Below are 22,897 nucleotides of genomic sequence, written 5' to 3'. Positions count from 1 at the left end.
AATTGTGACCCCGGTTAGTCCTGGGGACCGGTATCAGTTTCCGAATCCGGAACGGCCTCCACGACGGCACGTTCCTGCCGCCTCACGCTCCGGCGGTCCAGGACAAGCGCCAGGGCTGCGCCAAGGATTGCGCCGACGGCTGCGAACATGATCAGGAAGAAGCCGAACACGGCACCGGGATCGAACGTCGAGTCGCCGGGCGCCGCGTATGCCACTACAGCGGCGGCAACAATGCCTGCCAGTGCCCCCGCAATCAAAAAGGGGACATACTTCGGCGCGCGGCGCACGGTCACCTCGCGCCGTTCGGCAGGGGTTTGTTCAAAAGCCATGCCATCCAGCCTAATGCTGGACCAGAGAGTGCGTATAACGCAGGGTACGCGGCCGGGCGGCGGATCAGCGGGACGGACGCAGAACCGAGCCTGGTAGCCACGGGGGCTGTAACTGATATATCTATTGACATGGAGTGTGGCCACTGTCATATTTTCCCGTAGCCGCTATGTGCATTCTGTTGCGTAATACGCAATTGGGCAAGGTTGCAGCTGTGGCATGACGTGGTGGTCTCCCGACGTGGCATGTCAGCTAGATTGGCATTTGGTGCCGACTCACCGGATCCGGCCCGGATCCAGGAAAGGAACACAAGAACCATGGTCCATAAAGTTCAAGCTGTCGTTGTCCGTGAGAAGAATGCCCCGGTGTCGCTGGAGACCATCCTGGTGCCGGATCCGGGCCCGGGGGAGGCGCTGGTGGACATCCTGACCTGCGGTGTCTGCCACACGGACCTGCACTACAAGCAGGGCGGAATCGGCGATGACTTCCCGTACCTGCTGGGCCATGAGGCCACCGGTGTAGTCAGCGCTGTGGGCCCGGACGTGACATCTGTGGCGCCCGGGGACAGGGTGATCCTGAACTGGCGCGCCGTCTGCGGCGAATGCCGGGCCTGCGCCAAGGGTCAGCCGCAGTACTGCTTCAACACCCACAACGCCACCCAGAAGATGACTTTGGAGGACGGCACGGTCCTCTCTCCCGCCCTGGGCATCGGCGCCTTCGCCGAGAAAACCCTGGTGGCTGCCGGGCAGTGCACCAAGGTGGACCCGGAGGTCGACGCGGCCGCAGTGGGGCTGCTGGGCTGCGGCATCATGGCCGGCATCGGCGCCGCGATCAACACCGGCGAGGTAAAGCGCGGCGAGTCCGTGGCCGTCATCGGCTGCGGCGGCGTGGGCATCGCCGCGATCGCCGGCGCCCGGCTGGCCGGTGCGACGACGATCATCGCCGTTGACATCGACGACAACAAGATCGACATGGCAAGGTCCCTCGGTGCCACCCATGGCGTGAACTCCAAGCAGGAGGACGCGGTGGAGGCCATCCGCGCCCTCACCGGAGGCAACGGCGCTGACGTGGTGATTGACGCCGTCGGCCGACCCGAAACGTACAAGCAGGCTTTCTACGCCCGCGACCTTGCCGGCCGCGTGGTCCTGGTGGGCGTCCCGACGCCGGAGATGACGGTGGAACTGCCGCTGCTGGATGTCTTTGGCCGCGGCGGCTCGCTGAAGTCCTCCTGGTACGGCGACTGCCTGCCCTCCCGCGACTTCCCCATGCTGGTGTCCCATTACAAGCAGGGCAACCTGGACCTGGACGCGTTCGTGTCCGAGCGCATCTCCATCGACCAGGTGGAGGAGGCCTTCGGCAAAATGCACGAGGGCAAAGTCCTGCGCTCAGTTGTCGAGGTCCAGCCGGCGGGGGCGCCGGCATGAGCGTCACTGTCGAGAACCTGGTCACCTCGGGCACATTTTCGCTCGACGGCGGCACCTGGGATGTGGACAACAACGTCTGGATCGTGGGCAATGACGAGGAATGCGTCATCATCGACGCGCCGCACGACGCTGCCGCGATCATCGCCCAGGTACGCAGCCGGAAGGTCAAGGCCATCCTGCTCACGCACGCGCACAACGACCACATCGGTGCCGCCCGCGAGGTTGCCGATGCCCTGGGCGCCCCGATCCTCCTGAACCAAGAGGACCTGATGCTGTGGGAGCAGGTCTACCCTGACGCCAAGCCGGACCGCTACCACTCCGACGGCGACCTGTTCGAGGTGGGCGGGGCAACGCTGAAGGCAATCCACACCCCCGGCCACTCCCCGGGGTCCACCTGCTTCTACCTTGAAAACGAAGGAACAGTGTTCACCGGGGACACCCTGTTCAACGGCGGCCCCGGCGCCACCGGCCGGTCCTACAGCGACTATCCCACCATCCTGAAGTCCATCCGCGAACGGCTGCTGACGCTTCCCTCGGAAACGATGGTCCGCACCGGCCACGGCGAGGACACCACCATCGCCGCCGAACAGGAAACGCTGGCGAAGGTTTCCCAGTAGCGGACATCAGCAACGAGTGCCCTGGAGGCGCGCCGGGATTTCCGGCGCGCCTCCACTGCAAATGAACAACAGAGGCCGGCACGGGAACTCCCTGGTGACGGCGAGGAAGTGGGAACAATGAAGTTCGGCAAGCAGCCTGCCCCCGTCGCGGACATCAATGAGGACGAGCTCCAAGTCCACAAGCCCAAGACCGAGGCCGCCGGGGTCAAGGCCGTCATGGTTGCCCTGGAGCGCGCGGTGGCACAGGCCGGCGTCACCCGCACGGCACAGTCCCTGCTCCGGCTGAACCAGCGCGGCGGCTTCGACTGCCCGGGCTGCGCGTGGCCCGAGTCGGACAAGAAGCGCAAAGCTGCCGAGTTCTGCGAGAACGGTGCCAAGGCTGTGGCCGAGGAAAACACCGTGCGGACCGTAGGCGCGGAGTTCTGGGCCAAGCACTCCATTGCCGAGCTGTCAGGGAAGACCGAGTACTGGTTGGGAAACCAGGGCCGGCTCAGCGAACCGATGGTGATCCGGGAGGGCGACACCCAATACTCGCCAATCTCCTGGGCTGACGCCTTCGAGCTGATCGGTGAGCACCTCCGGGCCACCACCCCGGACCGCAGCGTGTTCTACACCTCCGGCCGCACCGCGAACGAGACCGCGTTCCTGTACCAGTTGTTCGCCCGGTCACTGGGCACCAACAACCTGCCGGACTGCTCCAACATGTGCCACGAGTCTTCCGGATCGGCGCTGAACCCGACCATCGGCATCGGCAAGGGCACCGTGTCCCTTGACGATATCCACGACGCCGAACTGATCTTTGTCGTGGGCCAAAACCCCGGCACGAACCACCCGCGGATGCTGTCCGCGTTGAAGGAATGCAAGGACAAGGGCGGCAAGGTGGTGGCCGTGAACCCGCTGCCCGAGGCCGGCTTGTTCAACTTCAAGGACCCCCAGACCGTTTCCGGTGTGGTGGGCTGCGGGACGCCGTTGGCCGATGAGTACCTGCAGATCAAGGTGGGCGGGGACCTGGCGCTGTTCCAGGCGCTGGGCCACCTGCTCCTGGAGGCCGAGGAACGAAACCCGGGGACCGTCGTCGACCATTCCTTCATCGCCGCCCAGACAGACGGGTTCGGCGCCTACCGCGACGCCCGCCGCACCCTCGACTGGGACGAGACCGAGAAGGCCACCGGCCTGACCCGCGAGCAGATCGAGAAGGTGGCGGGGATGCTGGTGGCATCCAAGGCCTCCATCTTCTGCTGGGCGCTGGGGGTGACGCAGCAGCCGCACTCGGTGGACACCATTAAGGAAATGGTCAATGTCCTGCTGCTGCAGGGCAACTTCGGCAAGCCCGGCGCCGGCGCCTGCCCCGTCCGCGGCCACTCGAACGTCCAGGGCGACCGGACCATGGGCATTTGGGAGAAACCCAAGGAGTGGCTCCTCACGGCACTCGATTCCGAGTTCGGCATCGACTCCCCGCGGCACCACGGCTATGACGCTGTCGAGTCCATGGAAGCCTTTGAGCGCGACGAGGTGGACGTATTCGTTTCCATGGGCGGCAATTTCTCGCTGGCGTGCTCCGACACCGAAGCGTTGGAAGCCGGCATGCAGCGGATCGGGCTGACCGTGCACATCTCCACCAAGCCCAACCGCTCGCACATCGTGCATGGCCGGACATCGCTGATCCTGCCCACGCTGGGCCGCACGGACAAGGACGACAAGCATCCCAAGGGCGCGCAGTTCCTGTCCGTGGAGGACTCCATGTCCGTGGTGCACTCCACCCAGGGCCGCCTCACCCCGGTCTCCGAACATCTGCTCGCCGAGCCCGTCATCGTGGCGCGGATGGCCGAGGCCACGTTCGGGCCGCAGCACGCCGTGGACTGGCGCGGCATGGCCGAGGACTACGATGTGATCCGCGACCACATCGCCCGCGTCCTGCCCGGCTTTGAGGACTTCAACGCCAGGGTCCGGACCAAAAACGGGTTCGTGCTCCCCAACCCGCCACGGGACACCCGTTCGTTCGCCACGGACATCGGCAGGGGCCGGTTCACCGTCAGCCCGCTGGAATACCTCACCCCGCCCGCGGGGCACCTGGTGCTGCAGACCATCCGCAGCCACGACCAGTACAACACCACCTTCTACGGCCTGGACGACCGGTACCGCGGCATCTCCGGCGGACGCCGCGTCATCCTGATCCACCCCGAGGACCTCGCCGAGCAGGGATTCCAGGACCGCGAGCTCGTGGATGTGGTGAGCACGTTCCAGGGCGTGGACCGCCGGGCGGACAAGTTCCGCCTGGTGGCGTACCCCACCGCGAAGGGCTGTGCCGCGGCGTACTTCCCCGAAGCCAACGCCTTGGTCCACAAGGAAAACGTGGCCCGCGTATCCAACACCCCCGGCTTCAAGGCCATGTTCGTCCGGTTCGAACCGCACCAGGGCGGGGCGGCAGCAGCCGAGGAATCTGCAGGGGAGCTGGCCGGCACGCACGCTTAGCCCCACCGGCTGGGGAAGCTGCGCCGGTGCGGGCAGTGACGACGGCGGCAGTCCGGCAGGTGCCGGCTGTCGCCGTCGCAGTTCCCCACTTAGCTTTTGGGCCGGGTGGTTCCCGTCGGGACCGGCCTCCGGGTACAGGTTCTTGCCATAGCGGTGGACGACGCTTGCCGGGCCGCAACATACTCACCGTGTCAGGCGCTTGCGGTGTCAGGCGGAGGGCGCGTGCAGGACCAGCTCCAGCCAATCTTCTGCTGGGGATACCTGGATCTGCACCAGGTCCGGAACAGTGCAATGCGAGCTGCCCTCCTCCGGAACCCGGACGCGGTCTTGGGTGTCCGGCCACCGGGGTGGTTCCCAGTCTTGGTGTTCGCTTTGGTAGTGGCGGCCTGTGGGTGAGGTCCAGCCGGGTGGGTCGTTCTTGGTGGCGGGGGTGGGTTTCCAGCCGGTGGCGTGTCGGAGTTTGTGGTGTTTCGGGCAGGGCTGTCCCAGGTTGCTGATTCCGGTGGTGCCGCCCTTGGCCCAGGCGAGGATGTGATCGGCATCGTTGTCCAGGGAGTTGTTGCTGCACCCCGGGAACGGACACTTCCCGTCCCGCATCCGCAACCACGCCCGCATTGGACCTGTCACCCGGTAACTCGTCCGGCAGATCTCCAACGGGGCCCCGTCCCGCGGATCCACCAACACCCGGTAAAACGACCCCGCCCCGTTTGCGACCAGCTCCCTGGCCATGGACGGCGGAATCGGCCCATACCCGTCCAGCACCGCCGGCTCATCGGCCAGGCCGAGCAGCGAGAACACCGGAACCGTGACCAGCACCTGCGCCCGGACCGGCGACGGCACACGGTCCCGGACAGCACCCGCGCCGTCGCTGGGGCTGCCGCCAGCACCCGCGCCGTCGCTGGAGCTGCCGCTCGCGCCCTCGGTCATACCGCCGCTGCCGCTTGCACGGGTGTCGCTGGCGCCGGTGCCGTTGGTGAGGATCGCATCGGCGAAGGTGTCGGCCCGGAGCTGGGTCAGGGTCCTGCCCTCGCCGGGGCCCTGCAGGCTACGGGCGGTCGCGGTGAGCCGGTTCCACCCGGCCAGGGCCTGGTCCGCGGGAAGATACGCGGAGAGCCAGGCCATCCCGTCCTGGTCCGCCCGGAACTCCACCCGCCGCTCCGACACCCCCTTGGCGTGGCGTGTCTCGATGCTCTCGGCGTGGTGGCGTTCCCGCCAGGTCCGGGCCTTGGCCTTGAACCGGTGCGCCGGCAACGCACCCACCGGGCAGCCCCGTGCCGGGTCCGCGGCGCCCGGGTCCAGGAAATGGGCTTCCAACGCCGCCGCCCCCGCAGCATCCAGGCACGCCGTCTCGTCCGCCATCACCACCGCGTGGCCCCAGGAGATCACCCCGGCCTGCAACGCCGACAAGGTCAGCGGCAACAAGGCAGTCACCGCATAGGAAGCAGCCAGGAACGACGACGCGGCCCGCGGACCCAGGGCCAGCACGCACCCGATCTCCGCCGCGACCGCCATCTCCTGCGCACGCACCGGCACATCCGGCCCCGCAACCACGTCGGCGCTCTCCGCGTACGTCACCGCAGCCCTCGCCTTCAGGCCAGCGAACCCGGCCTCGACCTCCCGGGCACCGGCCAGAATGTCCAGGCACCCAGCCGCCACACCAGCCAACGGATCAGCCGCAGAAAACGGCTCCAAACCAGCCCCGTCCACCTCAGCATTCAGCACAGCAAGGGCAGCCCGGATCTCCCCAAACGCCCTCACCACCGCCGATTTCCCCATAAACCCATCATGACAAGGGGGTACGACATTAATGGGACCGCCGGGCCTGTCCTCGGGAGGGGACGGTCAGCCATACGACGGCTCCAGCAACGGATTCTTTACGTTCAGAAACAGCGGTCCTCCGTGGCCCCGACCGTGCTTTTTCGTCATATCCGAAATTGATTGACAGTGGGCGTGGCAGGAGTCACACTGTTGCATATGGTGATCGTTGTTGCGTTAGGCGCTTCAGTTTTTTCCGGAGTTATCGCTTCTGTTGCTGATGAACCTCCCCACATTCATTGACGGAACGTCTTGGACACCCCTTGTAGCCCCACCTGCTCCGTAACCACCCTCAAATCGCCCAATGCCCAGCCCTATCGGGAGGAAACACATTGACTACCTCAGTGAACGCGCCCCTCAGCGCACGCGGAAAGCTCGCCTCAACATTGCCTGCCGAGCAGCTGGCCGAAATTACCGAGTTGTTTGCTTTGCGGCGCACCGGCTACTCCCTCGACGCCCCCTTCTACACCGACCCGACGATCTTCAAGCTCGACATGGAGGCCATCTTCGGCCAGCACTGGATCTTTGCCGGCAGCGTCGCCGAGCTTCCGGAGCCGGGCGATTACATCACGGTCGACTACGGCCCCTACTCCCTGATCGTGCTGCGTAACGACGACGGCGAGGTCAACGTCCTGCACAACGTCTGCCGCCACCGCGGTGCACGTGTCCTGACCGAAGCTGCCGGTTCCACCGGAAACCTGGTCTGCGGCTACCACTCCTGGACCTACTCGCCCGAGGGCAACCTGATCCACGCATCCGCCCCGGGGGAGGCCAAGTTCGACAAGAACTGCTTCGCGCTCAAGCGTGCCCACAGCCGTGAAGTTGCCGGCCTCATCTTCGTCTGCATCGCGAACGAGCCGCCGGCGGACTTCGACGAGACCGCCAAGATCTTCGAGCCCTACCTTGCGCCGCACGACCTGTCCAAGACGAAGATTGCCTACCAGCAGAACATCATCGAAGAGGGCAACTGGAAGCTCGTCATGGAGAACAACCGTGAGTGCTACCACTGCGACGGGCACCCGGAACTCGCCTGCTCGCTGTTCCCCACGTGGGGCCTGACCGAGGGCCTGATCCCGACCCACCTCGAGGAAGTATGGGACCGCAACAAGGAAGCCCAGTCCTCCCTTGAGGAGCGGTGCCGCCGCTATGGCCTGCCCTACGAGGTGGTTGAGGAACTCGATACCCGTATCGCCGGTATCCGCATTTCACGCGAATCCCTGGACGGCGAAGGCGAATCGTTCTCCGCAGACGGCCGCAGGCTCTCCAAGAAGCTCCTCGGCGACCTGCCGGACTTCCGCCTGGGCCGCTGCTCGATGCACCTGCAGCCCAACAGCTGGTTCCACTTCCTGGGCGACCACGTCATCACCTTCGGCGTTTTCCCCATCAACGAACACCAGTCCCTGGTCCGCACCACCTGGCTGGTGGCCGACGACGCCGAGGAAGGCGTGGACTACGACCTCGACAAGCTGACCTACACCTGGAAGCAGACCAACATCCAGGACAAGGCGTTCGTTGAGCTGTGCCAGCAGGGTGCTGCAAGCCCCGCCTACGTGCCCGGCCCGTACATGAAGAGCGAATACCAGGTGGAGGCCTTCATCAACTGGTACGTCCAGCGGGTGCAGGAGCACTTGGCATGATTGAAGTCCTCACTGAGACGCCTGTCCAGGAGCCACAGCGCATTCGCGGCCTTGAAATGCCGTGGAACCGGGTGATGGGCAGCATTGAAGGACCCGCCAGCGCAGCCAAGGCGCTGGGCCCGTGGCATCCGCAGGAGTTCATGGCCGAATGCGTCGAGACCATTCCCGAAGCGGGCGGCATGATGACGTTCGTGTTCCGCCGCTGCGACGGCGCCCCGCTGGCGTTCCGTCCGGGCCAGTACGTGAACATTGCCTTCCCCGTAAACGGCGAGGACCAGGAGCCGGTGGACCGCAGCTACTCGCTGTCCAGTTCGCCCACCGAACCGTGGACCTTCAGCGTCACCGTCAAGCGCGACGCCGGTGGACTGGTTTCACCCTGGGTACACCAGAATGTCAGGCCCGGCACCGTCCTGGACATGCTGGGACCCGTTGGGGCATTCCACCTGCCTGATGCCGACCGGCGCGCGCGGTACCTCTTCCTGGCCGCCGGCGCCGGCATCACCCCCATCATGTCGATGCTGCGGACCATCCACTCCCTGCCGGGAACTGCCGACGTTGTGGTGCTCTACCACGGCGCGGAAGCCGGCGGCTTTGCCTTCCACCGGGAGTTGGCTTACATCGCTTCCGTGGACTCGCGCATCAAGGTCTTCTATGCCCTGGGCGACCGTGGCAGGCCCGAGGACTGGGAAGGCTTCAGCGGACGGCTGACCTTAGCCATGATCGACGAAGTGGCCCCGGACGCCAACGGCCGGCAGGTCTACGCCTGTGGACCCGAGGGGTACCTGAACACCGCCACCGAACTGCTCAGGAGCGTGGGCGTCGACGACACTTCCACCTACATGGAGTTTTTCTCCGGCGACCGGCAGACCCTCCTTGAATACCAGGCCGAGCTCGCCCTGGCTGCGGACATTGCCGGGGAGATCGCTGATGAGATCGCGGAGTCCGCAGAGGACTACTTCGAAGGCCAGCCCGCAGCGTTCGAGATCTACGAGCCCGGCTACGACGAGGATGGAACCCTGCAGGCCACGGGCTTGGCGCTGGAAGCCGCCCCGACGGAAGTCCCTGCCGGGGCCGCCACTCCGGCTGCGGCCCCGGAGGCGCAGACACCCGACGCTTCAAGCTTCGACACCGTGGGAACGGGCAGCCTGACCCTGTCCTTTCTCCGCACCGGGATCAATGTGCGGATCGACCCCGAGGAGCACATCCTTGAGGTGGCACAGCGCGCCGGTGTCCGGATCGGCGCCAACTGCAAGGAGGGCATGTGCGGCTCCTGCAAGGTGGTCAAGCTGTCCGGGGAGATCGACATGAACCACCAGGGCGGCATCCGCAAACGGGAAATCGACGCCGGAAAGTTCCTTCCCTGCTGTTCCACTGCGCGCACCGACATGGTGATCGACGCCTAGCCGCGCCCTTGGAGCTGCGGGAGCCCTGCGCACCCCATGATTCACCGCAAGTGAAAAGTAAAACCACACGGAAGGTCTGATGCAGCCAGCGTCAGGCCTTCTGTTGTCTGCGGGTCCGACCAGCACATGGTGCGCGGCCGCACCACCGCCCCGGCGGGCCTCGTCCTGGGACACGAGATCACCGGCGAAGTCATCGAGACAGGGCCCGACGTCGAGTTCATCAAGGTCGGGGATATCGTCTCGGTCCCCTTCAGCATCTCCTGCGGGCGTTGCCGGAACTGCAAAGAGCGCAGGACCGGGATCTGCCTCAATGTGAACCCGGACCGTCCCGGCTCCGCCTACGGCTATGTCGACATGGGCGGCTGGGTGGGCGGCCCGACGAATACGTGCTGGTTCCGTACGCCGACTGGAACCTGTTGCGCTTCCCCGACCGGGACCAGGCGCTGGAGAAGATCATGGACCTGACCATGCTCTCCGACATCCTGCCCACCGGTTCCACGGCCCGGTCACGGCCGGCGTCGACTCCGGCATCGATGCCGTCGGTTTCGAGGCCCGCGGCCATGGCCATGGCGCCCAGGAAGCATCGGCCACGGTGCTTAACTCGCTGATGGACCTCACCACCGCCGGCGGCTCCGTGGGCATCCCGGGCCTCTACGTCACGGGCGGCCCGGGAGCCGCGGACGAGGCCGCCAGGAAGGGAAGCCTGTCCCTGTCCCTGGGTACCGGCTGGGCCAAGTCCCTGTCCTTCACCACGGGCCAATGCCCGGTGATGAAGTACAACCGGCAGCTGATGATGGCGATCCTGCATGACCGGATCCAGATCGCCAAGGCTGTCAACGCGAAGGCCATTTCGCTCGACGATGCCCCGCGCGGCTACGCCGAGTTCGACGCAGGCGCCGCCACGAAGTACGTCCTGGACCCGAACGGCTACCTGAACAACTGATGCCAGGCTACCGCTGCTGACAAGCGGCAAGGTCCAACGGCGGCACCCCACTCAACAGGTGTGCCGCCGTTGCCATGCCCGGGGGTAGCTCCGCGGGCACCAAAAAAGGTGGCTGGGCCTGCAGGTCTCAAGCAGGCCCAACCACCTGGTGCGGCTGGGGCAGGTCAGCCGCGGAGGCGTTCCATACCCGGGTCAAAGAGCGGCTCCGCCGAGACAGTGGCCGCCACGCGCCGACCGAAGTACTCGATCTCCACGGAGTCGCCTTCAGCCACCGACGTGGGCAGCCAGGCATAGGCGAGGGGCTTGCGGACGGTGAAGCCGTACGCCGCGCTCGTGACGTAACCAACGGCTTCCCCGGCCACGTACACCGGTTCCTTGCCCAGCACCACTGACGTGCCGTCGTCGACCGTCAGGCAGCGCAGCGTCTTGGCGGCCGGCTGCTCCTTGCGGACGGCGAGGGCTTCGGCACCCACGAATCCCGTCTTGTCCTTGGCCACGGAGAAGCCCAGGCCCGCCTGGTACGGGTGGTGCTCGGAGGTCATGTCCGTGCCCCAGAGCCGGTAGCCCTTCTCCAGCCGCATGCTGTTGAAGGCGCCGCGGCCGGCCGCGATGATGCCGTGTTCCCGGCCGGCTTCGAACAGCAGGTCCCACAGCTTCAGCCCGTACTCGGCCGTGGTGTAGAGCTCCCAGCCCAGTTCGCCTACGTAGGAGAGCCGCATCGCCGTGACGGGGATGCCGCCCACCGAGATTTCCTTGGTCCGGAAGTACTTCAGGCCGTCGTTGGTCAGGTCGTCCGTGCTGACCTTGCCGATGACCTCGCGGGCCAGGGGGCCCCACAGGCCGATGCAGCAGGTGCTGCCGGTGATGTCCGTGACGTGCGCCCACTGGGAGGGATCGGCCGCCGACTGCCGGCGGGCCTCCACCCGGAGGTAATCGAAGTCCACGTTGCTGTTCACGCCCAGCTGGAACTCTTCCTCCGCGAGCCTGGCCACGGTCACGTCGCTGCGGATGCCGCCGTCGTCCGCCAGCAGGAGGCAGTACGTCACGGCACCCGGCTTCTTGGCGATGTTGCCCGTGCTGAGCCGGTGCAGCAGCGCCTGCGCTCCCGGGCCGGTGACGGAGAGCCGCTTCAGCGGCGTCATGTCGAAAAGTCCGACGGCGGTCCGCGTCTTCCACGCCTCGGCGGCGGAAATGGGGGAGTGGAACATGGCGGACCAGTCGTCGCGCTCCGGAGCCCGCCATTCTTCCGGCAGGTCGGCCAGGAGTCCGCGGTTGGCTTCGAACCAGTGCGGTCGCTCCCAGGCGGCGGACTCCAGGAAGAAGGCGCCGAGCTCCTTCTGGCGGACGTTGAAGGGGCTGACGCGCAGGTCCCGCGGCGATTCGCGGGGCTGAAGCGGGTGCATGACATCGTAGATCTCCACGAAGTTCTGCTGTGAGGTTTCGCTGACGTAGGCGTCGGAGGTCTGGACCTTTTCGAAACGGGTCAGCTCGCAGCCGTGCAGGTCGGTCCGCGGCTGGCCGTCGATGATCAGCTCTGCCATGGCCTTGGCGACGCCGGCCGAGTGCGTGACCCAGACGGCCTCGGCCACGAAGAAGCCCTCGAGGTCCGGTGCTTCGCCCATGAGCGGGCCGCCGTCCGGAGTGAAGGAGAAGATGCCGTTGAAGCCGTCCTGGATTTCGGTGCTGCGCAGTGCCGGCAGCAGGTCCTGGCTGTCCTCCCACGCGGGCAGGAAGTCTTCGAGGGTGAAGTCCAGGCGGGAGGGCATCCGGTGGTCGGACATGTCCTCGGCTGAGACCTTCGGCAGTGCGGACATGTCGACGGGCATCGGGCGGTGGGCGTAGCTGCCGATGCCGATGCGGTCGCCCCATTCGCGGTAGTACAGGTCCTTGTCCTGGTAGCGCAGGATGGGCTTGCCGGCACCGTTGGGAAGCTCGTTGACGTTCTCGAGTTCGGCAAGGGGCGTGGTGATGGCGTACTGGTGGGCCAGCGGCAGCAGCGGCACCTCCAGGCCCACCATCTTGCCGAGTTCACGGCCCCAGAACCCTGCGCAGGACACCACGATGTCGGCAGGGATCAGTCCGGCGGAGGTTTCGACGCCGGTGACCTTGCCGCCGTCACGGGCGATGCCGGTGACGGTGGTGGAGCCGCGGTAGGTGACGCCCTGTTCGCGCGTGCGCTCAATCAGCAGCTGCACGGCCCGGGCCGCCAGGGCGAGCCCGTCGGTGGGGATGAGCAGGCCGCCAAGGACCTCGCGGCCGCCGGTGAGCTTGCCGGTGTTCAGCAGCGGGTAGATCTTTTCGCATTCGTCGGCGTCGATGATCCGGCTTTCCACACCCCAGGCGGTCATGACGCCCATCTTGCGCTTGAGGTCGGCCAGGCGCCCGGGAGTGGTTGCCAGCTCCAGGCCGCCCACCTGGTTGAAGCAGGACTGCCCGTCCTTGCCCAGGGCCAGGAGCTTGTTGACGGTGTACGTGGCGAACTCCGTCATGGTCCGGGACGGATTGTTTTGGAACACGAGTCCGGGGGCGTGCGACGTGGAGCCGCCGGCGAGCTCCAGCGGGCCTTGTTCGACGACGGTGATGTCGTTCCAGCCGCGGCTTGCCAGCTCGTCGGCGAGGTTGGTGCCGACGATGCCGGCTCCGATGATGACGACGCGGGGTGATGCGCTCATGGTTTTTGGTTCTCCTGGTTGGTGCTGGAATCCGCCTGACCGGGTGATGGTATTTGCTTCGCTATGAGCAACGCGCATCACTATAAGCAACAGAGTGTCGCAGCTCACAGGGGATGTCAAGGGTTTCCTGCTTTGTTGCGGCGGCTGGCGGCGCTGTGTCGAAAGGCGGCGAAGAGGCCCCCGCCGCTGGTGCGGCGAAGGCCTCTTTGGTGCAGCTCCGGTTATCCGGCGGCGGGTGGCCGTGCGGTCCGGTGTCAGTGGGAGAAGTCTGCTGAGATCTCGGCGAGGGTGCGCCCCTTCGTCTCAGGCGCGAGCCATTGCGAGAGGACGGCGCCGAGTAATGCGACGGCGGCGGCTACGACCATGGTTGCGCCCATGCCGATGTTGGCGATCGCCCATGGCAGGGCGAAGGTGCCGAGTGCGGCTCCGATCCGGCTGAAGGACGCGGCGAAGCCCATGCCGACGCCGCGCAGGTGGCCGGGGAATACCTCGGCCGGATAGACCTGGGTCATCGTGGTGTAGCCGGCATTGAAGTAGGAGAAGGCGAGAAACAGGACGAGCACGAGAATCGCTGGTGCGTTCCCCCATACCCCGATGACCAGCAGGATGCCCGCGCAGAGCCACTGCCCCGGAACAGTGAGGATTCGGCGGCCGAGCTTGTCAATGAGAAGTACGCTGGTGACAACGCCCGCGACCGCAAGTGCGGACAGGCCGACTCCACCGGCCCAGCCGCCGCCGAAGCCGAATTGGTTGAGTACCTCGTCGGCGAAGGTCGCGATCGCGAAGTACGGAGTGACCGCGCAGAACCAAAAACCTGCGGTGAAGACAGTGGCGCGCCAGTACTGCCTCGAGAACAGCATTCCGAAGGAGGCGTTCTTGATTTTGGTTCCACTCTCCGCGGCTTGGGCCTCCTGGAGCATCCTCAGATCCATCTCTCCGGTGATGCTGTCGTGCATCTGCGGCGATCCGATATATCGGTGTGCGATCTCGAGTGCTTCCTTGTGCCGTCCCTTCGTAATGAGCCAGCTCGGCGATTCGGGGAGGCCCATGCGGGCGAGGAACAGAACGAATGCCAGTATGGTGCTCGTGCCGAGTACCAGCCGCCATGGGGTGCCGGCGTCGTGCAGGAGCGTGCCGATGATGAATGCCATCATGAAACCGACGTACCAGGCGATCAGGGTCAGCCCGAGCAGCCGCCCGCGGAGCTTGGGTGGGGAGAACTCTGACAGCAGTGGCCCGCCGATTGAGTACTCGCCGCCGATCGCGACGCCCATCATGAATCGGATGATGGCCAGCTGGATCACGGCGCCGTCTCCAGAGGTTACGAAGAATTGGGCTCCTGAGGCGACCAGGAACAGGCCCATGTCCACGAGGAACATTGGCTTGCGTCCGAACTTGTCAGTAGCCCAGCCAGCCAGCGGGGAGCCGATGAAGATACCGGCCAGCGGGCCTGCAGCGATCATGCCCAGCGACAGGGCGTCGAGCTGGAGATCTGACCGCATGGATCCGGTGACCGGGCCGATGATTCCGAGGATGTAACCGTCGAGGAACATCCCGCCTATGAAGACCGCGACAAGCCGCATCATGAAGCGGCGCTTGAACGTGGAGCTGGTCTCTTTTGATGAGGAGGAGTCGACGGGTACCGTCGTCTTGGTTGGATTGATCATTGAGATTCGTTCCCTTCCGGCTTCAGCGCAAACCGCTGAAGGTGCCAGAGCGCTGTTTCCTGGACCCACGGACATACTTGGGCGTCGTTCCCCGGTTCCGGCGCCCCGCGCTGTGATCGATGGTGCTGCCATCCCTGATAGTCATAGACAGTTTCCTTTGGTGATCTGGCGCTGCCGCATGGATGCTGGCAGCGTTGTGCGGCCGATGCACGGGCCGAGGCCCGTTTCGAACCGGCCATCATGAATTCGTTCGGCTGTTCCCCAAAGTCATCACGGGTGGAGCCGGGGGACGGGAGGAGCGTATCCGGGCGAGCTTCGTTCCGTGATGATCAACAACCTTCGCTGTATGCAACAAAATCGTGCGCTAGCTCACATTTAATGTCAAGAGTGTGACCCGCTAAAGGCAAAGTGTGTAGGCGCTCCTGCCGAGTAGTCCGGGGCATGCCCAAAGCCCTGCCCGCGGGGCAGGGTGGCCTCTGCCGTGACGGCACAGGCCGGCTGCGGGCCCCGTTTTCCGAAAACGGTGCTTCGATGAGGAATACCTCCCCAGGTCTTAGGCCCACCGAAGCACCTTTTACGAAAAACGGGACACCGCTGCTGACTCTGTGCCGTGCCTAGCCCGCGGCTTCCAGGACCTGGGCTTCCGCGGCTTCGGCCGGCAGCGGCAGGGAGGACGATTGCCGGCGTGCGGCCTCCACCGTGTGGAGGAGCAGCAGTGCCGTGGTCACGGAGCCGACGCCGCCAGGAACGGGGGTGAGCCCCGCTGCGGTCCCGGTGACGCTGGCTTCGTCCACATCACCTACCAGCGAGCCGTCGGCAAGGACGTTCGTGCCGACGTCGACCACGACCGTCCGGGAGGAGACGTGGCTGCCAGTCAGCAGCCCGGCGCGGCCGGCCGCGACCACCACGACATCGGCATCCTTGGTGTAGCGCTCCAGCGGGCCCGATCTGGAGTGGCAGACCGTCACGGCGGCATCGCGGGCCAGCAGGAGGAGGGACAGCGGCTTGCCCACCACGGCGGACCGGCCCACCACCACCACATCCTTCCCCGCGACGGGAACCTGGTAATGGTCCAGGATTTCGACGACGGAGCGGGCGGTCGCGGGAGCAAAAGCCGGCTGGCCGACGGCAAGTCGTCCCAGGCTTAGCGGATTGGCCCCGTCGATGTCCTTTTCCGGGGCGATGAGGCCCACCAGGTGGTGGGTCCGGACTCCTGCCGGCAGCGGGGTCTGCAGGATGATGCCGTGCACGGATGGCTCCGCGCCCAGGTCCCGCAAGGCGCCGGCAAGCACCTGTTCCGTCGCATCATGGCCCAGATCGATGATCCGGCAGCCGACTCCGGCGCGCTCGGCTGCCCGCTCGATGGAGCGGACGTACCAGCGCGTTGACTCATCGGCGGTCGCCAGGACCACCGCCACGACCGGGCGGACGCCGTCCAGGTCAAGGGACCGGACCTGCTCCTTGACTTCCTGTTGGATCAACGCGGCCAAAGGCTTTCCGGAAAGTATTGCAGTACTCAACCCAGAATCCTTTCGCGAACGCGGGCCGAGAGGGCATCTGCCGCCAGGACCACTTTCTCTTCAATGCCGTCCGTCTGCTGGGCAAGCAGCGCGCGTGCCTCCGGATCCTTGACCGCCACGACGTTGATGTCGATGTTGACGCGCGCCGTGGTGGCAGCTGCGCGGGCGGCGTCAGCGGCCGCGGCAACGTCGCTGATGACGTTGGCGTTGGCGACGTCGAAGAGTTCGGTGGCGAGGTCAACGATGCCGCCCGACAGCTCGATGAGCCGGGCAGGGGTTTGGGCCGCCTGGATGAGCGCGGACTGGATTCCGGCCGCCCGGGCGGCCTTGAGTTCATCGGTGCCGGACGGGAGCTTATAGGAGTCGATGACGGCCTGGAAGGCCTCTTCATCTGCTTCAGCCAAGCCCAGCGCGTCGGCGACAAGGTCGTCGGCTGCCTGGGTGATGCGCTGCACCAGCGGTGCGTGCTGTTCGTGTTTGGCGCCGGTGGTATAGCGCGCCACCATGCCCACCAGGGCTGCGCCCTGGGCCGCGTGGAGGGCCGCCGCGGCGCCACCACCCGGCGTCGGCTGCTTTGCGGCCAACCGGGTGAGGTAGCTGCTGACTGTCTCTGAACTGATCATGGTGTTAGCCGCGCAGCCGGGACATGGTGGGGTCGTACAGCGGATCCTGGGTAACGGTGGCCACGATCCGGCGCCCGAAGTACTCGACCTCCACTGAATCGCCGATGGATACCTCCGCGGGGAGGTAGGAGTAGGCAATGGGCTTGCGGACGGTGTAGCCGTAGGCGGCGCTGGTGACGTAACCCACCGCCTGGTCCTTGTAGAACACCGGTTCCTTGCCCAGCACCAGGCTTCGTCCGTCGTCGACCGTCAGGCAGCGCAGGCGGCGCGCGGAGTTTTCCTCGGTGCGTCCCTCCAGGGCTGCCTTTCCGACGAAGTTCTCCTTGGCCATCTTCACCGCGAAACCTAGGCCGGCCTCGAAGGGGTCATGCTCGGTGGTCATGTCGGTGCCCCAGGAGCGGTAGCCCTTTTCCAGGCGGAGCGAACTGAAGGCGGCGCGGCCCGCGGCGATGATGCCGAACGGCTGCCCGGCCTTCCACAGCGCGTCCCAGAGGCGCTGGCCGTTGTCGGCGCTGGTGTACAGCTCCCAGCCCAGTTCGCCGACGTAGGACAGCCGCATGGCGGTGACCGGGACGCCGCCGATGACCAACTGCTTGGACCGGAAGTACTTCAGTCCGTCGTTGGAGAAATCATCGCTGCTGACCGCGCCGACCACCTCACGGGCCAGCGGGCCCCAGAGGCCGATGCAGCAGGTGCCGCCGGTGGTGTCGCGGACCTGGACCCAGTCTTCGGCGCTGCCGCTTGCTGTCTGGTGCCGGGCTGCCCGGTCGAAGTAGGCGGTGTCGATGTTGCCGTTGGCGCCGAGTTGGAAGGTGTCGTCGCTGAGGCGGGCCACGGTGATGTCACTGCGGACCCCGCCCTGCTCGTCCAGCAGCAAGGTGTAGGTGACGGCTCCGGGCTTCTTGTCCATTTCCGCGGTGGTCAGTTCCTGCAGCAGCTTCAGGGCGCCGGGTCCGGAGATTTCGAGGCGCTTGAGCGGGGTCATGTCGTACATGGCAACGGCGGTGCGCGTCTTCCATGCCTCGGCCGCGGCAATAGGCGAGCTGAACATGCCGGACCAGGAGTCACGGGCCGGCGGCTGCCAGTCTGCGGGCATCTCCTTGAGGAGCTCGGCGTTGGCCTCGAACCAGTAGGGGCGTTCCCAGCCGCCGCCTTCCAGGAAGTAACCGCCCAGCTGCTTGTGCCTGGCGTGGAAGGGGCTGACGCGCAGGTTGCGCGGGGAGAGCTTGGGCTGCAGCGGGTGCAGGACGTCGTAGATCTCCACGAAGTTCTGCTGCGAGGTTTCGCTGACGTACTCGGGGGTCAGCTGGACTTCCTCGAAGCGGTGGATGTCGCAGTCGCCCAGGTCGATGGAGGACTTGCCGTCCACCAGGAGCTCGGCCACGGCGCGGGCGATGCCTGCCGAGTGGGTTACCCAGACGGCTTCGGCCACGAAGAAGCCGTCCAGTTCCTTGGACTCGCCCACCAGGGAGCCGCCGTCCGGGGTGAAGGAGAAGATGCCGTTGAAGCCGTCCTCGATCTCGCTTTCGCGCAGCGCGGGCAGGATCTGCTTGGTGGCTTCCCACGCGGGGAGGAAGTCCTCGAGGGTGAAGTCCAGCCGGGAGGGCATGTTGTGCTCGCTGATCTCGTCCGGCTTGAAGCTGCCGAGTTCGTCCAGGTCCACGGGCATCGGCTTGTGGGCATAGGAGCCGATGCCGTAGCGGTCGCCGTGTTCGCGGTAGTAGAGGTCCTGGTCCTGGTGGCGGAGGATGGGCAGGCGGGCACCGTTGGGCAGCTCGTTCCTGCCCAGCTGGGCAGGAACCGGGGTGGTCTTGACGTACTGGTGCGCCAGCGGCAGCAGAGGTACGGACATGCCGATCAGTTCGCCGACCTTGGCGCCCCAGAATCCGGCGCAGGAGACGACGATATCTGCCGGGATCACGCCGTCGGGCGTCTGGACCCCGGTGACCCGGCGGCCGGACTGCTCGATGGCGGTGACTTCGGTATTGCCGACGTACTTCACGCCGGCCGCCTCGGTGCGCTTGATCAGCAGCTGGACCGCGCGGGCGGCGCTGGCCAGGCCGTCGCTGGGAACGTGGAGGCCACCCAGGATGTCCTCATCGTTGATGAGCGGATAGAGCTCCTTGCATTCCGCCGGGGAAAGTATGGAGCCTTCGATGCCCCATGCCTGCGCGTAGCCGAGCTTGCGCTTCAGGTCAGCGAGGCGGGTCTCGGTGGTGGCAACCTCCAGGCCGCCCACCTGGTTGAAGCAGCTGACGCCGTCTTCGGTGAGGGACAGCAGTTTCTCCACGGTGTACTTGGCGAACAGGGCCATGGATTTGGAGGGGTTGGTCTGGAAGACCAGTCCCGGGGCGTGCGAGGTGGAGCCGCCGGGCATGTTGAGGGGTCCCTGGTCCAGGACGGTGATGTTGTTCCAGCCGCGCGTGACGAGTTCATCCGCGAGGTTGGTGCCGACGATGCCGGCTCCGATAATGACAATGCGTGGTGACGATTCCAAGGGAGTCTCTCCTGCTGCTTTACGGGTTATGTCTGCGGGCGGGGGCTGCTTACCGGAACACCACGGTGCTGGTCTGGTCCAGCAGTACGCGGTGCTGGCAGTGCCAGCGGACAGCGCGGGAGAGGGCCAGTGCTTCGGCGTCCTGGCCCACGGTGGACAGCTGCGCCGGGCCGTAGGTGTGGTCCACCCGGATGACTTCCTGCTCGATGATCGGACCCTCGTCCAGGTCGGCGGTGACGTAGTGGGCGGTGGCGCCCACCAGCTTGACGCCGCGGTCGTAGGCCTGGTGGTAGGGGCGTGCGCCCTTGAAGCCCGGGAGGAAGGAGTGGTGGATGTTGATGGCCCGGCCCTCCAGTGCCCGGCAGAGATCGTCGGAGAGAACCTGCATGTAACGGGCCAGGACTACGAGGTCGGCCTCGTACTCATCCACCAGGTCCAGCAGCCGGCGCTCTGCGTCCGCCTTGGTGTCAGGGGTGACGGGGACGTAGATGAAGGGGAGCCCTGCTGCTTCCGCCATGGCACGGTGGGTCTCGTGGTTGGAAACGACCGCAACCAGTTCGCCGCCAAGGCTGCCGCCCCGCCAGCGGAAGATGAGGTCGTTGAGGCAGTGGCCGAACTTGGACACCATGACCAGGACGCGCTTGGCGGTCTGGTCGTGGAAGCTGAACTTCATGTCGAACCGGCTGGCGATGCCCGCGAACTCTTCCTCGAGCATGGCAGGCGTGTAGTTGGGGGAGCCGGAGAACGCGGTGCGCAGGTGGAGTGTCTCGCGCAGGCTGTCGTCGAACTGCTGGTGCTCGTCGATATTGAAGCCGCGCTCGAACAGGAACGTGGTGACGGCCTGCACAATTCCTGCCTGCTCCTTGCAGGACAGGGTCAGCACGAACTTCTGCGGCTGCTCTTCTTTGAGTGCCGGCAGGGTGGTGGTTGCTGGGGCTGTTTCGATGAGGGTCATACCCTGCTCCTTCTAGATATATTCAAAAGCAACGGACTGATATATTAGATTGGGTGCCAGCGTATACTGGTCTACAGGCGAGGTCAATAGGTTTTCTGGTTGGGAAGAAGGGGCTCAGCATGGCATTCGAAGCTTTGGCGGTGGCTGATGCCATGGGGAAGAAGTCCCTGGCTGACGTTGCCTATGAGAGCATCCGCGACTGGCTGCTGACCCTTGAAATTAAGCCCGGAGAGCTGCTGAACGATGAGCTCCTGGCCAAGAATCTGGGTGTCGGCCGGACTCCGGTACGCGAAGCCCTGAAGCGGCTGGAGCTGGACCGGCTGGTGAAGACCTACCCACGCCGTGGCACTTTCGCTACCCGGGTGGACGTGACCGACCTTTCCTTTATTTCGGAGATCCGCGCCCAGCTCGAGCCCCTTGCGGCCGCCCGTGCCGCACGGGTGGCTTCCCCCGCGGTCCGGGACGAGCTGCGTGCCACCCTCGAAAAGGTTGAGGCGTTCGATGTCTCTTCGGCAACCGTGACAGAGACGCTGCAGCTCGATGCCCGGGTGCACCAGGGCATCTACGCCGCCGCCGCCAACCCGCACCTGGAAGACATCCTGATCCGCTATGACAACCTGGCAACGCGCATCTGGTGCATGGTCATTGACCGGCTGCCGGACCTGTCACACCACGTTCATGAACACCTCGATCTGCTCCGCGCCGTCATCGACGGGGATGAGGAGCGGGCCGCGGAGCTTGCCCGGGCCCACGTCAGCGGATTCGAAAGCGCGGTCCGGGAGGCGCTTTTCAAGGCCTAGCGCCTTTCGCCCCGGGTACCTGTTGACAGGGAGTGTGACCTGGACCATACTCGAAATCCAGATTGATATATCAATCAAATATCAGTGATGGATTCGAGCGGCGACGGCGCCGGCGATCGGAGTGGCCAGTGGATTCCCGGACAACCCTTGAAGCCCCACGTGATGCCACCGACCCTGACCTCGAACAGGATGGCCAGGGCGGCGGCACGTCGAAAACGGCTCTCGGCCTCCGGGCCGACTGGGCGCGCCTGCCCGGCCGCAGCGTCCAGGTGTGGCTGCGGGGGAGCACGTGGCCAGCGGGGTGGTGGACCAGGCTGCGGAGGACGGCTCGGTGCTCTGGATCGCCGCCGAGGGCATCAGCACCCGGCGCATTTTCGACAAGTCCTCCGGCTACCAGATCTGGGTGTGACCCTGGAAAACCAAGGGAAAGCGGCCCGGGTACTAAACTCCTCCGGGCCGCTCCCCTTGGTACGGCAATGGGAACGCTTGTCAGCTAAGCCAAACATCCACCACGCTCTGGTGGGCATCCACCCACTTCTTTGCCGCCGCTTCAGGCGTCATGCCGCCTTGGATATCCGTAGCAACCGAATTCTGGTCCTCGTTGGTCCAGGTGAATGCCTTGGCCAGCTTGGCGGCCGGTGAGCCGCTGTCCGCCAGCTTTTTGGACATGACCTTGTTGAGCTTGTAGGTCGGATAGTCGCACGCAACCTTTTCGGGGTTGGCGTCGCAGCCCTCGGTCCACGCCGGCAGGTTCACTTTCTTCAACGGAACCTCGGAAAGGAACCACTGCGGCTCGTAGAAATAGCCGAGAAGGGGTGTCTTGTTCTGCTGCGCAGTCCGGAATGATTGGATGAGGGCCGCTTCCGATCCGGCGAAGACCACTTTGTAGTCAAGGTTCAGGTTCTTCACCAGCGCCTCGTCATTGGTGACGAAGGCGGGATCGCCGTCAAGGACCTGCCCCTTTCCGCCAGACTCTGAGGTGGTGAACATCGAAGAGTATTTATTGAGGTTCTGCCCGTCGGTGATGTCCGGGTACTTCTCGGCCATCCATGGCGGAACGTACCAGCCGATGTGCCCTTCGTTTCCGGTTGGTCCGGCATCGACGGCCACCTTCTGGTCAGTGATGTACTGCTTCGCCAGGTCGGCGTGCCCCCAGTTTTCGATAATGAGGTCCACTTCCCCGGAGGCGAAGCCCTGCCAGGAGACTTGCTCGTTGAGGTCCTTCTGGACGACGCTGCAGCCGAGCTTGTTTTTCGCCACGTAGCTGTAGACGGCTGCGTCGGCGGTGTAACCCACCCACGCGTTCATTGCGACGCTCACGCTGCCGCAGGGTGTTCCCGTGGCACCGCCTGCCGCAGCGGCCTGGTTTACCGATGCTCCGCCACAGCCTGCGAGGAACAGGGCTGCGGCGGCAGCTCCGGCCATTGCCGGCAACGTGCGTTTTATCAGCCTTTCAGCTTTCTTCATGGTGGGTCTCCTTTTTAGGGCATACGGGACTTCTCGCCTGGGAGCAGGCAAGTTTGCA

16 protein-coding genes and 1 pseudogene are annotated in these 22,897 nt (G+C 65.5%); 8 read left to right on the top strand and 9 right to left on the bottom strand.

The genetic code is table 11. From position 1 onward, the window contains the following. Positions 1-14: 14 nt before the first annotated feature. Entirely contained in the window at positions 15-329 is a 315-nt protein-coding gene (locus NIBR502770_RS15925) for a hypothetical protein (RefSeq protein ID WP_141182585.1), read from the bottom strand. A gap of 315 nt (positions 330-644) precedes the next feature. On the opposite strand from NIBR502770_RS15925, the gene NIBR502770_RS15920 reads away from it, so the two are divergent. The 3 genes from NIBR502770_RS15920 to NIBR502770_RS15910 all read left to right on the top strand — a co-directional run bounded on the left by NIBR502770_RS15920 (position 645) and on the right by NIBR502770_RS15910 (position 4,840). Beyond that, entirely contained in the window at positions 645-1,751 is a 1,107-nt protein-coding gene (locus NIBR502770_RS15920) for an S-(hydroxymethyl)mycothiol dehydrogenase (RefSeq protein WP_141182584.1), read from the top strand. Further along, complete coding sequence (locus tag NIBR502770_RS15915; protein ID WP_141182583.1) at positions 1,748-2,368, top strand: MBL fold metallo-hydrolase; 621 nt, start codon at positions 1,748-1,750, stop codon at positions 2,366-2,368. Before NIBR502770_RS15920 ends, NIBR502770_RS15915 begins: the two co-directional genes overlap by 4 nt. 117 nt (positions 2,369-2,485) lie before the next feature. Beyond that, a complete protein-coding gene (locus tag NIBR502770_RS15910; RefSeq protein ID WP_141182582.1) occupies positions 2,486-4,840 on the top strand; it encodes an FdhF/YdeP family oxidoreductase in 2,355 nt (784 codons plus the stop codon). Between the two features lie 207 nt (positions 4,841-5,047). Here the strand turns inward: NIBR502770_RS15910 and NIBR502770_RS15905 are convergent, their stop codons facing one another. Further along, a complete protein-coding gene (locus NIBR502770_RS15905; RefSeq protein WP_141182581.1) occupies positions 5,048-6,616 on the bottom strand; it encodes an HNH endonuclease signature motif containing protein in 1,569 nt (522 codons plus the stop codon). Positions 6,617-6,987: 371 nt separating this feature from the next. Here NIBR502770_RS15905 and NIBR502770_RS15900 point away from each other — a divergent pair, with 371 nt between their 5' ends. From NIBR502770_RS15900 to NIBR502770_RS15890, 3 genes and pseudogenes are all read left to right on the top strand, one after another. Beyond that, positions 6,988-8,292 carry an SRPBCC family protein gene (locus tag NIBR502770_RS15900; RefSeq protein WP_141182580.1) on the top strand — a complete coding sequence of 435 codons (1,305 nt, stop codon included), beginning with the start codon at positions 6,988-6,990 and terminating at the stop codon, positions 8,290-8,292. Then, positions 8,289-9,695, top strand: coding sequence for a ferredoxin reductase (locus NIBR502770_RS15895; protein WP_141182579.1), 1,407 nt, complete (start codon positions 8,289-8,291; stop codon positions 9,693-9,695). The genes NIBR502770_RS15900 and NIBR502770_RS15895 overlap by 4 nt, the downstream gene beginning before the upstream one ends. 105 nt (positions 9,696-9,800) lie before the next feature. Continuing rightward, positions 9,801-10,638 (top strand): annotated as a pseudogene (locus NIBR502770_RS15890) (alcohol dehydrogenase catalytic domain-containing protein); the annotation flags it as partial. A 164-nt stretch (positions 10,639-10,802) separates the two neighbouring features. Here NIBR502770_RS15890 and NIBR502770_RS15885 read toward each other — a convergent pair. The 6 genes from NIBR502770_RS15885 to purU form a co-directional block, all read right to left on the bottom strand. Next, positions 10,803-13,310 (bottom strand): FAD-dependent oxidoreductase, encoded by a 2,508-nt coding sequence (locus tag NIBR502770_RS15885; RefSeq protein ID WP_141182578.1) that lies wholly within the window; start codon positions 13,308-13,310, stop codon positions 10,803-10,805. A gap of 254 nt (positions 13,311-13,564) precedes the next feature. After that, positions 13,565-14,977: an MFS transporter gene (locus NIBR502770_RS15880; RefSeq protein WP_141182577.1), complete on the bottom strand. Its 1,413-nt coding sequence runs from the start codon at positions 14,975-14,977 to the stop codon at positions 13,565-13,567. 614 nt (positions 14,978-15,591) lie between these two features. Further along, complete coding sequence (locus tag NIBR502770_RS15875; RefSeq protein ID WP_141182576.1) at positions 15,592-16,497, bottom strand: bifunctional 5,10-methylenetetrahydrofolate dehydrogenase/5,10-methenyltetrahydrofolate cyclohydrolase; 906 nt, start codon at positions 16,495-16,497, stop codon at positions 15,592-15,594. Beyond that, positions 16,494-17,120 (bottom strand): cyclodeaminase/cyclohydrolase family protein, encoded by a 627-nt coding sequence (locus tag NIBR502770_RS15870; RefSeq protein WP_141182575.1) that lies wholly within the window; start codon positions 17,118-17,120, stop codon positions 16,494-16,496. The genes NIBR502770_RS15875 and NIBR502770_RS15870 overlap by 4 nt, the downstream gene beginning before the upstream one ends. Before the next feature lie 4 nt (positions 17,121-17,124). Further along, on the bottom strand, positions 17,125-19,617 hold the full coding sequence (locus NIBR502770_RS15865; protein ID WP_141182574.1) for an FAD-dependent oxidoreductase: 2,493 nt from the start codon (positions 19,615-19,617) through the stop codon (positions 17,125-17,127). Between the two features lie 49 nt (positions 19,618-19,666). Next, positions 19,667-20,572 carry a formyltetrahydrofolate deformylase gene (gene purU / locus NIBR502770_RS15860; RefSeq protein WP_141159180.1) on the bottom strand — a complete coding sequence of 302 codons (906 nt, stop codon included), beginning with the start codon at positions 20,570-20,572 and terminating at the stop codon, positions 19,667-19,669. A 119-nt stretch (positions 20,573-20,691) separates the two neighbouring features. Here purU and NIBR502770_RS15855 point away from each other — a divergent pair, with 119 nt between their 5' ends. Both NIBR502770_RS15855 and NIBR502770_RS21575 read left to right on the top strand, forming a co-directional pair. Beyond that, the gene (locus NIBR502770_RS15855; protein WP_141159181.1) at positions 20,692-21,372 is read left to right on the top strand and encodes a GntR family transcriptional regulator; all 681 of its coding nucleotides are present in this window, start codon (positions 20,692-20,694) and stop codon (positions 21,370-21,372) included. Positions 21,373-21,643: 271 nt separating this feature from the next. Further along, entirely contained in the window at positions 21,644-21,781 is a 138-nt protein-coding gene (locus tag NIBR502770_RS21575) for a hypothetical protein (RefSeq protein ID WP_246857297.1), read from the top strand. An 80-nt stretch (positions 21,782-21,861) separates the two neighbouring features. Here the strand turns inward: NIBR502770_RS21575 and NIBR502770_RS15845 are convergent, their stop codons facing one another. Further along, positions 21,862-22,839, bottom strand: coding sequence for an ABC transporter substrate-binding protein (locus tag NIBR502770_RS15845; protein WP_210418876.1), 978 nt, complete (start codon positions 22,837-22,839; stop codon positions 21,862-21,864). Positions 22,840-22,897: the final 58 nt, after the last annotated feature.

This window comes from Pseudarthrobacter sp. NIBRBAC000502770, assembly GCF_006517815.1.
Lineage (GTDB): Bacteria > Actinomycetota > Actinomycetes > Actinomycetales > Micrococcaceae > Arthrobacter > Arthrobacter niigatensis.
Note: the sequence above shows the minus strand (reverse complement) of the source record. Positions and strands in the feature narration are given on the sequence as shown.